Source organism: Citromicrobium bathyomarinum (assembly GCA_001306305.2).
Lineage (GTDB): Bacteria > Pseudomonadota > Alphaproteobacteria > Sphingomonadales > Sphingomonadaceae > Alteriqipengyuania > Alteriqipengyuania bathyomarina.
In genome coordinates, this window is record CP155577.1 from 577,680 (window position 1) to 589,477 (window position 11,798).

General features: G+C 64.3%; 10 protein-coding genes. 9 read left to right on the plus strand and 1 reads right to left on the minus strand.

Going from position 1 to position 11,798, the window contains the following annotated elements:
* Positions 1 to 461 precede the first annotated feature (461 nt).
* The 9 genes from VO57_002950 to VO57_002990 all read left to right on the plus strand — a co-directional run bounded on the left by VO57_002950 (position 462) and on the right by VO57_002990 (position 10,890).
* Entirely contained in the window at positions 462 to 1,676 is a 1,215-nt protein-coding gene (locus VO57_002950) for a sugar transferase (GenBank protein ID XBL70312.1), read from the plus strand.
* An 84-nt stretch (positions 1,677 to 1,760) separates the two neighbouring features.
* The gene (locus tag VO57_002955; protein ID XBL70313.1) at positions 1,761 to 3,068 is read left to right on the plus strand and encodes a nucleotide sugar dehydrogenase; all 1,308 of its coding nucleotides are present in this window, start codon (positions 1,761 to 1,763) and stop codon (positions 3,066 to 3,068) included.
* The gene (locus tag VO57_002960; GenBank protein XBL70314.1) at positions 3,065 to 4,048 is read left to right on the plus strand and encodes a Gfo/Idh/MocA family oxidoreductase; all 984 of its coding nucleotides are present in this window, start codon (positions 3,065 to 3,067) and stop codon (positions 4,046 to 4,048) included. The genes VO57_002955 and VO57_002960 overlap by 4 nt, the downstream gene beginning before the upstream one ends.
* Positions 4,045 to 4,632 (plus strand): acyltransferase, encoded by a 588-nt coding sequence (locus VO57_002965; protein ID XBL70315.1) that lies wholly within the window; start codon positions 4,045 to 4,047, stop codon positions 4,630 to 4,632. Before VO57_002960 ends, VO57_002965 begins: the two co-directional genes overlap by 4 nt.
* Before the next feature lie 4 nt (positions 4,633 to 4,636).
* A complete protein-coding gene (locus VO57_002970) occupies positions 4,637 to 5,764 on the plus strand; it encodes a DegT/DnrJ/EryC1/StrS family aminotransferase (GenBank protein ID XBL70316.1) in 1,128 nt (375 codons plus the stop codon).
* 31 nt (positions 5,765 to 5,795) lie between these two features.
* A complete protein-coding gene (locus tag VO57_002975) occupies positions 5,796 to 7,088 on the plus strand; it encodes a hypothetical protein (GenBank protein XBL70317.1) in 1,293 nt (430 codons plus the stop codon).
* A gap of 80 nt (positions 7,089 to 7,168) precedes the next feature.
* A complete protein-coding gene (locus VO57_002980; GenBank protein XBL70318.1) occupies positions 7,169 to 8,527 on the plus strand; it encodes an oligosaccharide flippase family protein in 1,359 nt (452 codons plus the stop codon).
* On the plus strand, positions 8,524 to 10,050 hold the full coding sequence (locus VO57_002985) for a hypothetical protein (protein ID XBL70319.1): 1,527 nt from the start codon (positions 8,524 to 8,526) through the stop codon (positions 10,048 to 10,050). Before VO57_002980 ends, VO57_002985 begins: the two co-directional genes overlap by 4 nt.
* 114 nt (positions 10,051 to 10,164) lie before the next feature.
* On the plus strand, positions 10,165 to 10,890 hold the full coding sequence (locus tag VO57_002990) for a hypothetical protein (protein XBL70320.1): 726 nt from the start codon (positions 10,165 to 10,167) through the stop codon (positions 10,888 to 10,890).
* 9 nt (positions 10,891 to 10,899) lie between these two features.
* Here the strand turns inward: VO57_002990 and VO57_002995 are convergent, their stop codons facing one another.
* Positions 10,900 to 11,733, minus strand: coding sequence for an IS5 family transposase (locus tag VO57_002995; GenBank protein ID XBL70321.1), 834 nt, complete (start codon positions 11,731 to 11,733; stop codon positions 10,900 to 10,902).
* Positions 11,734 to 11,798: the final 65 nt, after the last annotated feature.

The window sequence follows — 11,798 nt, forward strand, 5'->3', positions numbered from 1 at the left end:
CCATCCGCAGCCTCCACCACCGTCATACGGTCCGTCGATACCAACGGCTCACGAGAACCGCACCCCGACAAAACCAGCACACACAATAGCAATATCAATCGATGCATCGCCAATCCCTTGCGGGCTTCTCCCCCCATGCGGGCGCTTGGTTAGGCCAAGAAGCCGAAAGAATAAAGCCCTCGCCAAGACTTGCCGCATGCAGACCCGCCGGGGTTGCGCGATTGCGGGACGCGGGCGGACAAAAGAGATGCGCGGATGCCACGCCTTTCCTAACGCCTTAAATACACGGTTGGAAAGCTTCGGCGGCCCAGCTAGAGGAGCGCCGCATCGGGCGCTGTGCTGATTGTGCGGATCGAGTATTGAAAATGGGACAAAACGCTGTTGACGCGGCATGCTCGTCGCGGGCGGCGGGCGCGGTTGGCCGAAGACGGCACACGACGCGGAGAAAAATCAAACGTTCGGTGACGATCAGCTTGCTTGCAGTGCTGGTGGCGATCCTGCTGCGCATCGTCATTTTCGGCATGCCCGAGGCGAGCCTGTTTCAGGTCGGCTACGCCTGCCTGGCGGCCTTCGCCTCTTCGCTGATCGGTGTCCTGCTGATCGAGAACGTCAACCGCTATCCAGGCGTTGAGCGCGCTTCCGCAATCGTTCCGTCCTTTGCGCTGGCCTACGGGCTGATCGCGATCGGCCTGCTGATGTTCAAGCTCGATTACAGCCGCTTCGTGCTGATCGGCAGCTTCGTGGCGGTGGTGCTGCTCTCGTACCTCGAACATTTCCGCTACAAGGATGAGCTGGTGCTGCGCATCAGCGTGCTTGCGCAGCCCGACGGGGCAGCGCTCCCGCAGCTCCCCTCGATCGACTGGCTGAAACATTCGGACCATGCCGGCTTCGACCATGCCGATGCGATCGCGGTCGACTTCCGGCTCCCGCTGACCGACCGCCAGAGCGAGATGCTGGCCGACGCCGCGCTCGCGGGGATTCCGGTCTACAACCTGCGACATCTGATCGAATCGGTGACCGGCGAAGTGACGCTGGAGCATATCTCCGAGACCGCGTACGGATCGCTCACGCCCTCTCCTGTCTACCAGACGATCAAGCATGTGCTCGATCGTCTGATCGCGCTGGTCGTGCTGATCCCGCTGCTGCCGTTCCTGCTTCTGGCGGGGATCGCGATCAAGCTCGACAGCCCGGGCCCGATGATCTTCCGCCAGAGCCGGATGGGCTATCGGGCGCAGCCCTTCACCGTCTACAAGTTCCGCACCATGCAGCATTGCACCGCTCCCACGCCTGCCGGGCTGGACGATCTCGTGACCAAGGATGCGGATGCGCGGGTCACCCGGATCGGGCGCATCTTCCGCCGCACACGGGTCGACGAACTGCCGCAGATCGTGAACATCCTGCTGGGACAGATGAGCTGGATCGGCCCGCGTCCCGAGGCCGAGAAGCTGTCACGGTGGTATGAGGAGGAAATTCCCTATTACCGCTATCGCCACGTGGTGCGCCCCGGCATCAGCGGCTGGGCACAGACCGTTCAGGGCCATGTCGCCGATGTCGACAGCGTGAGCACCAAGCTCAATCACGATTTCTTCTACATCAAGAATTTCTCCCTTTGGCTCGACCTGCTGATCCTCGCCAAGACGCTGCGCGTGATGGTCAGCGGGTTCGGCTCGAAATAGCTATCATCGACCTGTCACACGAAGCGCACAGGCGGGCGGCCGATGCCCTTCGCAAGCGCGAACCGAGATTGAGGAACACAGCCATTGCATAGCCAGCAACTGATCGATCGCCTGAACAACGGCACCGCCACCATCGGGGTGGTCGGCCTGGGCTATGTCGGCCTGCCTCTGGTGCTGCGCTATTGCGAAAAGGGCTACAAGACGATCGGCTTCGACGTCGATTCCCGCAAGGTCGAGAAGCTGGCCAAGGCGCAAAGCTATATCGAGCATATCTCGGGCAAGGATATCGCCGCCGCCAACGAGACGGGCTTCGAGGCGACCACCGACATGGGCCGGATCGACGAAGTCGATGCAATTATCCTGTGCGTGCCCACCCCGCTCAACAAATATCGCGAGCCCGACCTTACCTACGTGCTCAACACGACCGAGGCGATCGTGCCGCACATGCGCGCCGGGCAGGTCGTCTCGCTCGAAAGCACCACCTGGCCGGGCACGACCGACGAAGAGCTGAAGCCGCGGATCGAGAAATCCGGCCTGACCGTGGGTGAAGAGGTGTTTCTGGTCTATTCGCCCGAGCGCGAGGACCCGGGCAACGAGAAGTTCGAGACCGCGACCATTCCCAAGATCGTCGGCGGGGTAACCGAAACCTGCCATGCGGTGGGCCAGGCGCTGTATGGCGGGGTGATCGACACGGTGGTCCCGGTCAGCTCGACCAAGGTTGCCGAGCTGACCAAGCTGCTCGAAAACATTCACCGCGCGGTCAATATCGGGCTGGTCAACGAGATGAAGATAGTCGCCGACCGGATGGATATCGACATCCACGAGGTGATCCGCGCGGCGGCGACCAAGCCGTTCGGCTTCGTGCCCTATTACCCCGGCCCGGGCCTCGGCGGTCACTGCATCCCGATCGACCCGTTCTACCTCACGTGGAAGGCGCGCGAATTCGGCCTGCACACCCGCTTCATCGAGCTGGCGGGCGAAGTGAACAGCTCGATGCCCGATTTCGTGGTCAACAAGCTGGCGCTGGCGCTCAACGGCAAACACAAGTCGATCGCGGGCTCGAAGATCCTCGTGCTCGGCATCGCCTACAAGCCCAATGTCGATGACATGCGCGAATCTCCCTCGGTCGAGATCATGGAGAAGTTGCGCGATCTGGGCGCTGACATTCACTACAGTGACCCGCACATCCCGGTCTTCCCCGAAACGCGCGAGCATGATTTCGACCTGTCCTCGGTCGATCTGACGGCGGACTCGCTGGCCGGGTTCGACGCGGTGGTTCTGACCACCGACCACAAGGCCTTCGACTACGACCTGATCCTCGAACACGCCGCCGTCATCCTCGACACGCGCGGCAAGTTCGATCGCAACCACGAAAAGGTGTTCCCGGCATGAGCAACACGCGCATCGCCCAGATCGGCGTCGGCCACTGGGGCAAGAACCTTGCGCGCAATTACGCGCAGCTGGGCGCGCTGGCGGCGGTGGCCGACTATCACGCGCCGACGGCGGAGCGGATCGCGCAGGAGCACGGGACCGAGGCGCGCAGCTTCGAGGATATCCTCGCGGATGACAGCATTCACGGCGTGTCGCTGGCGACACCGGCGGAAACCCATGCCGATGTGGCGATTGCCGCGCTCGAAGCGGGCAAGCATGTCTATGTCGAAAAGCCGCTTGCCCTGCTGCCCGCCGACGGAGAGCGGATGGCGGCCAAGGCCGAAGAGGTGGGCAAGATCCTGATGGTCGGCCACCTGCTGCAATACCACCCGATCTTCCGCAAGGCGAAGGAGCTGGTGGCGGGCGGCGCGATCGGCCAGCTGCGCTATGTCTATTCCAACCGCCTCAGCCTGGGCAAATTCCGCACCGAGGAAAACGTCATGTGGTCCTTCGCGCCACACGATTTCTCGATGCTGCTCGCGATGGTGGGTGAAGCGCCCGATGCCGTGACGGCCGAAGGCGCGGCGTGGATCACGCCGGGCATCGCCGACTGGTGCACCGCGCACCTGCAGTTCCCCGGAGGCGTGCGCGGCCATGTGCAGACCTCGTGGAGCCATCCTTTCAAGGAGGCGAGGCTGGTCGCCGTGGGCGATGAGGGCATGCTGGTGTTCGAAGACAGCGCGCCCGACTGGGATCGCAAGCTTTCGATCTATCGCCACGGGATCGACCGCTCCGGCCCGGCCCCCGCACCGATCAAGGCCGATCCGGAATATATTGCGGTCGAACAGGGCGAGCCGCTGCGTTCCGAATGCCAGCACTTCATCGATTGCATCGAACAGGGCACGCAGCCGCTTACCGATGTGGCCGAGGGACTGCGCGTTCTCGAAGTCCTCGACCGCGCGGAAGCCGCGCTGCAGGCCTCGCTGGGAGAAAACAAATGACCGACAAGAAGCCCTATTTCGCGCACGAAAGCGCCTATGTCGACGAGCCCAGCACGATCGGCGCTGGTACCAAGATCTGGCATTTCAGCCATGTCCTGCCCAACACCACGATCGGCGAGAACTGCGTGCTCGGACAGAACGTGGTCGCCGGGCCCGACGTGACGATCGGCAATAACTGCAAGATCCAGAACAACGTCTCGCTCTACAAGGGTGTGGAGCTGGCCGACGGGGTGTTCTGCGGCCCGTCCTGCGTCTTCACCAACGTGCTGACCCCGCGTGCGGAGATCGAGCGCAAGTCCGAATTCGCACCCACTCCCGTGGGCCGCGGCGCGACCATCGGGGCCAACGCGACCGTCGTGTGTGGCCACCGGATCGGCGATTATGCGATGATCGCGGCCGGTGCCGTGGTTACCAAGGATGTAGCCGATTTTGCGCTGGTCGCGGGCGTTCCGGCAAAGCGGATCGGCTGGGTTTCGCGCACGGGCGAGCGTCTCGACGAGACGCTGGTATGCCCGCGCACGGGCGAGAAATACGAATATGACGCGAGCAGCGACACACTCCGGCTGACGGAAGAAAGGGCCTAACCCCATGCAATTTATCGATCTCGCCGCGCAGCAGCAGCGTATCCGGCCTGCTCTCGACGCGCGCATCGCCGCCGTGCTCGACCACGGCAAATATATCATGGGCCCCGAAGTGGCCGAGTTCGAAGGCAAGCTCGCCGAATTCTGCGGCGCGAAGCACGCGCTGGGCTGCGCCAACGGCACCGACGCGCTGCAGCTGGCGCTCATGGCGCTGGGCGCCGGGCCTGGCGACGCGGTATTCTGTCCCACCTTCACCTTTGCATCCACCGCAGAAATCGTGCCGATGACCGGCGCGACCCCGGTGTTCGTCGATGTCGACGAGCGGACCTACAACCTCGACGTCGAAAGCCTGAAGCGCGCGATCGCCTTCGCCAAGGCCGAGGGGATGAAGCCCGCCGGGGTGATCGCGGTCGACCTGTTCGGCCTGCCCGCCGATTACGACGCGATCGAGGCGGTTGCACAGGAAAACGGCATGTGGGTCGTGAGCGATTCGGCGCAGGGCTTCGGCGCGGATTACAACGGCCGCCGCACCGGTTCGATCGGCACCATTGCGACCACCAGCTTCTTCCCGGCCAAACCGCTTGGCTGCTATGGCGATGGTGGTGCGGTGTTCACCGATGACGACGAGCTGCGCGCGCTGCTCGATTCCTACCGCGTGCACGGCAAGGGCACGCACAAGTACGATAACGAGCGGATCGGCCTCAACTCGCGGCTCGACACGCTGCAGGCGGCGATCCTGCTGGAAAAGCTGGCGATCTACGAAGACGAGATCGAAGCCCGCCAGGTGGTCGCCAACCGCTATACCGATGCGCTGGGCGACCTGCTGATCACCCCGCACGTGCCCAATGGCTGCCGTTCGGTGTGGGCGCAGTACACGGTGCGCACCCGCGACGGTTCGGGCCGCGATGCGGTGATGGCGACCCTGAAAGAACATGGCGTTCCCTCGGTCGTCTACTACCCGCGCCCGCTGCACCTACAGACCGCCTATTCCTCCTTCCCCGGCGACCCCGAAGGGCTCGCCACGTCGGAGCGGATGGCCAATGAGGTCTTCAGCCTGCCGATGCACCCCTACATGGACGAAGGCACGCAGGCACAGGTGATCGAGGCGCTGCGCGCGGCGGTCGTCCCGGCCTAGCGGCGGAGGGCCCAGGTGACAGGCGCAAATCGTGGTGCAGGACGAGGCAGGGATTTCCGGTATTCGCGAGATCGGCGCGCGCATGGTCGCGGCGACACCGCAAGATAGCGCGAATTTCTTCGGCTTTTACGATCTCTGCCCGTTCTCGCCCGATGGGCGCGACCTGCTGTTGCTCAATTGCCCTGCCGACTGGGTGACCCTGCCCGTGGGGGAGCCTGCACTGGTGCGCCGCTGGCGGCCAGAAGACGCCACTTTCGAGACGCTCGGCGAAACGCGCGGCTGGAACTGGCAGCATGGCGCACGCCAGCAATGGCGGCGCGACGGATCGATCCTGTACAACGACGTCGACGGGCAGGGGCATGCGGTTGCGCGCAATGTTAGCCCGGATGGCACGCCGATCCGGACGCTCGATATGGCGATCGGCGCGCTGTCCCCCGACGAATCGATTGGCGTTGGGGGCAATTACGCGCGCCTCGCCCGGCTCGACCCGACCTATGGCTATGGCGCCGCCGTCGATCGCCATCTCGGCGAGGGGCCGACGCAGGACGGGCTGTGGAGCGTCAGCATGGCCGATGGGGCCGTGTCGCTGCTGCTCTCCTATGCCGAACTTGCCGAGACTGTAGGTTCGCCCCATTCGGATCGCCGGTTCGTCACCCACCCGGTCTTCTCACCCGACGGGACCCGGCTGGCCTTCTTCGTGACCGATGCGGGCGAGGGCGGGACCACCTATGCCCGGCTGCTGGTGCGCGATTGCGACAGCGGCAAGGTTCGCGTGGTCGCGCAGGAAAGAGTCAGCCATCCGGCGTGGATCGGTGAGGACCGGATCTGGTATTGGGGCCGCAATTCCGGGGCGGTGCGCGCGCTTGCGACTAATCGGCTGCTCGCCAACCCGGCGGTGCGTGCGGTCGCCAGGTTTGCCCGTCGCCTGCTGCGCGCGCGGATGAACCAGCTGGTGGCCGAAGGGTTCTACGTGTCCGATCTGAACGACGACACGCGCAAGCGGGTCGCCGAGCATACCCTCACCGAAGACGGCCATTACAGCTGGCGTGGACACGGATCGGTCTTGCTGGGCGATACCTATCCCGACGAAGACGCGTGGCTGACCCTGTTGCTGTTCGACCTCGCCTCTGGCCAGCGGGTGGATCTGGCCCGCATCCGGCACGAGGTCGCGACCCGGGAAGAGCCCATGCGGTGTGACCTCCACCCGCGCTGGGATCGATCCGGCACGCGGGTGTGCATCGACTTCGTCACCGACGGATGCCGCCGCACCGGCATTTTCGACGTTGGCCCTGCGCTCTCCCGGCTGGCAACGGCCGGCGCATGAACGAAGAGCCGCCTGTGACCCCCGCGCCCGATTCTGGCGCGACCCCGCCAATTGGGCGGATTGCGGCGCTGCGTGGGCGCGTGTCCGCGCTCGCCCAGCAGGGGCTGGTTCGTTCCACTGGGGTGCTGATCGGTGGCACGGTCGGTGCCAATCTCATCACCGCACTCTCGCTCCCGGTGGTGACGCGCCTCTACACCCCCGTGGAGATGAGTGTGCTGGCGGTTTTCGCCAGCCTGCTCCAGACGCTTTATGTGTCTATCTGTTTGCGGTTCGACATCGCCCTGTCGATGCCCGAAAGCGATGATGATGCGATCAATCTGCTGGCGCTGGGGGCCTTTTTTGCGGCCGTCCTGTCAGGATTGATTGCGCTCGTTCTGCTCGTCCTCCCGGCATCCGCCTATGACGCATTCGGCCATCCCGAACTCGTCAATCTTATCTGGTTCCTGCCTCCCTCGCTCGCGCTGGCCGGAATCTACAGCCTGATGCAGCTGTGGTATGTGCGCAGAAAGGGCTTCGGTCCGATTGCGCGAAGCCGGATGGCGCAGGCGGGCAGCGGTGCCGCGACCCAGATCGCACTTGGGCTCCTGCATACCGGACCGTTCGGCTTGCTGCTCGGCTATGCGATCAATTTCAGCGCAGGCTCAATCCTGCTCGGCACACGCTTCCTACGCGGTGAGTTAGACCTTCTCCGGAAGGTTTCGGTGTCCAGGATGCGCGCATTGTTCCGCGAGTACAGACTGTTTCCCGCCTACTCGGCACCCGAGGCACTGGCGCACTCTGCGGCGTGGCAGCTACCCATCGTGCTCATCGCCGCGCTGGCGATCGGGCCTGAGGCGGGTTACCTGACGCTCGCGATGTTCGTTGTCCAGGCGCCGATGTCGCTACTCGGCAATGCACTGTCTCAGGTCTACCTGTCCGAAGCCCCGGCCCGTCACCGTGATGGGGCGCTCGGCCCGTTCACCGTGCAGGTGGTCGGCGGACTGATGCGGATCGGGGTCGGGCCATTGATCGCGCTGGCAATCATATCGCCCTTCGCCTTCGCCTTCGTCTTCGGGTCGGAATGGTCGCGCGCGGGTGTGCTGGTAGTGTGGCTGACCCCCTGGTTCATCGCGCAGCTGTTGACCGCGCCTGTGTCCATGGCGCTGCAGGTGACCAACCGCCAGCGTACCGCCTTCGTCCTGCAGTTCGTCGGCCTCGCCCTGCGGGTGGGACTGGTGGTGGCAGTGGGCATTCTTTCCCCCCGGTTCGTTTCGGAAGCCTATGCCATTTCGGGGGCGATCTTCTATTTCGGTTATCTGGTGCTGCTGCTCCACGCGGTCGGTGCGCACGCGGGCGATGTCGTGCGCGAGATGCGCAGGGCTTTGCTCCCGATCACCGCATTTTGTGTGCTGGGTGTGATCGGTGCGTTCGCGGTGCACTGGCTGGACACCGTGCTGTGAAGCGCCGCGTCTTTCTTGGCGCGACGGCCGCGATGCCGCTGGTGTTTGCCGGTGGAGCGTGGACGAGCCGTGCGCGGAGCGTGCGCTGGCTCGATCTGCTGGACGAGCGGCAGCGCCGCCAGGTGCTCGTCGGCAGGCCGGATTTCGACGTTGCCGCCAGCCTGCGCCAGGCCCTCGAATCCCTGCCCGATGACGCAACGCTCGACGCGCGCGACCTGACCGGAGTGGTCGATCTGGCGAGCGATCCGTTTCCGCAGGCCCAGCGCCGCGCCTTTGCACTTCGCACGGGCGATGCGACATTCCGCTTCGATTTCAATCAGGGTTCGATCGCCTTGCCCTCGCGCGCGACCTGGCAGGGTGAGCGCACGCGGATCGAGCCTGCCCGCCCGATCGAGCGCGTGCTGACCGACGCCTCGCCCGCGGGAGGACTGGTCACCACCGCCATCGCCCCGGGCCTGTGCAGTGGGCGTGCGGGTAGCGACACGATCGAATTGTCGCACCCGATCGAGGCGCAGAGTCTGGTCCCGGGAATGCGGATCGCGATTTTCGGGCTGCGCGAGACGCCATCGCTGGCAACTTCGCTGGCATCCTCGATCGGACCGCAAACCCAGGAATTCGCCTTCGCCGGGAATGTCGATGCAACCATCGGGGCATCGCAGGTCTATCTGAGGATCGGCGAGGAAATCGTGCTCGGTACGGTTGCACAGGGTCGTCTGCGCGTCTCCGCCGATGGTCGCGGTGCGCTGGGCACGCAGCCCGCCGCGCACCGGGCTGGAGAGCAGATCGTACCGCAGCTGAGCTTCCTCGCCTCCATCACCGGAGTTACAGGCACATCGGTGACGCTCGACCGGCGGCTACCGCGCACTATTGTGCGGGCGCCGTTCCGCGCGGGCTCGGTCGGTTCACGGCTGGTGGGCCGGTTTGAGATCGACGGCGCCTACCGGGGCGGCGAGGCGGGGGCGTTTAGCTGCCTTGCCTCGACCCTCTCTCAAGATTTCATGGTCGAAGGAGAGATCGTCCTGTCCCGTGCCTCGCATGGCGGGTTCATGGGCTTTGGCTGTTCGGACGCGAAGATTGCGCTGGCGAGCGTGACCGCGATCGGCCGTCCGCAAGAGCAGTTCGGGGGCAGCATCTGGCTCTATGGCTCTGCGAGCGGCAACCGGGTCTCGGCCGGAAGTCTCAGCGATGGCAATGGCGGCATTTTCATTGACGACAAGTCCTACGGCGTGTCGCGATACGCGCTCGAAGGGCCGTGTGACGACAACACCGTGAGCATCGGGCAGATCGTCCGGCACCGGGTTGCCGGGCAGATCAGCGGCTCGAGCGGCAATACGGTGACCATCGGCCTCGCCCAGGTGAGCGACACCGCGTTCATCGTCGACAAAGGTGCAGCCCAGTCGTCTCGCGGGGTCGGCACCGAGCGCAACATGGTCGATATTGGTCAACTGACCGGGGCCGATCGCATGTTCGGCGATGCCTTGAACGAGACCGAGCTGCGCGGCCCGTTCCGCATCGAGCAATAGCGCGATGGGAGGATTGGTCCTGACTGCAGGCTCTGCTAACCCGGGCCCGTCCAAACCCTTGCCCGACCGAATGCAGCCGCGTCACCGCGTGACGCGATATACCGGAACACCATCATGCTAGATCGCGCCCAGCCAACCGCCGCACACCGGTCACCGGCCGCACGCACCGGCCAGGTCGTGCTGGAATCGCTGGATTCGAGCGCGGCGGTCGTGATCTGCTCGCTCATCTTCGCATGGGCCATCCACCAGGCGCACATCACGATTCTTCAGCCGCAGTGGGATTATGTTGGCTTCAGCTACGCTGCTCCCGGTCTTGGCACGATCGCGATCATGATACTGCTGATTTCGATCGGATCGGTGGCCATGCCAAGCCGGATCGAGCGGCCCTCGTCGATGATCCTGCTTTTCCTTCATGTATCTGTATTCATACCCGGCGTAACCATTGCGCTGTGCCTGCGGATCGACAGTGTGCAGGCCTACGCGCCGATGCTGGCCGTGCTGACGCTGGTTCACGTCATAACCGGCGTGGTGTCGCGCAATGGCCCGGCACCGCCCCAGGGGGAGCGTTTCGTTCCGGGACCCGAGGTCACGCTTCTGCTGATCGGAGTGTGGGCGCTGGTCACTTTGCTGATCATTTACGTCTTTGGCGAGATCATGCGCTTCGCAAGCCTTACCGAAGTGTACGACCAGCGGTTCGCCGTCGATCGCTCGACCAGCATCATCGGCTACATCCGGTCCTATTACGTCAACTTGATCTGCCCCGCGCTGGTCGCGATCGGACTGCTGCGGCGCAACGTTGTCGTGGTTGGAATTGGCTGTGTCGGTTGCCTTAGAGCCTGACTCAGAAGTTTATGCGATCTGGCAGTGGCTTGCGATGAGGCGGGTGAGGCGGCGGATGTGGGCGATGGTAGTCCATGCGGTGGAACTTTCGATAGTTCTTTCCCAGTCCTTTGCGAGCCGTCGACATCTGCCGAGCCAGGCGAAGGTGCGCTCGACCACCCAGCGGCGCGGGAGCAGAACAAAGCCCCTGGCGGTGTCGCAGCGGCGCACGATCTCGAGCGTCCATTGCCCATGCCCTTGAAGCGCGCCGATGAGCTTGTCGCCTGCGTAGCCCCCATCGGCGAAGAGGTGGCGCAGCCACGGGAAGCGGTAGCGGATTGCCTTGATGAGATCGACCGCCCCGTCGCGATCCTGAATGCTGGCAGCGTGGATGGTGACGAACAACATCAGTCCGAGCGTATCGGTGATGATGTGACGCTTGCGTCCCATGATCTTCTTGCCCGCATCGTAGCCCCGTGGGCCGCCACTCTCGGTGGTCTTGACGCTCTGGCTATCGATCACCCCGGCGCTGGGGCTGGCCTCGCGCCCTTCGATCTGGCGCGCAGCCATCACCAGCAGGTGATTGATCGTCTGCCATAGGCCGCTGTCGCGCCAGGCATAGAAATAGCGTTGAACCGTCGAGAGCGGAGGGAAATCCTTGGGCAGCATCCGCCATTGGCAACCGCTTGTTGCCAGATAGAGGATCGCGTTCATCACCTCGCGCAGGTCGGCGCAGCGCGGCCTGCCGCCAGGTTTCGCGGGCGGCAACAGAGGCTCGATCAAGGCCCACTCGGCATCGCGCAAATCGCTTGGATAACGTAGACCCGGGCGGCTATGCTGCTGCCGGGAGGTATCGGTCCACATCGCTTATTCCTCGGTCGTTTCTGGCGAAACCCCGGAATCAGCGATGCACCAGCGCGTCAAGCGCA

Coding starts and splice junctions, on each gene's coding strand:
- VO57_002960 (XBL70314.1), top strand. CDS start 3,065: ATGAGCAACACGCGCATCGCCCAGATCGGCGTCGGCCACTGGGGCAAG.
- VO57_002965 (XBL70315.1), top strand. CDS start 4,045: ATGACCGACAAGAAGCCCTATTTCGCGCACGAAAGCGCCTATGTCGAC.
- VO57_002970 (XBL70316.1), top strand. CDS start 4,637: ATGCAATTTATCGATCTCGCCGCGCAGCAGCAGCGTATCCGGCCTGCT.
- VO57_002990 (XBL70320.1), top strand. CDS start 10,165: ATGCTAGATCGCGCCCAGCCAACCGCCGCACACCGGTCACCGGCCGCA.
- VO57_002995 (XBL70321.1), bottom strand. CDS start 11,733: ATGTGGACCGATACCTCCCGGCAGCAGCATAGCCGCCCGGGTCTACGT.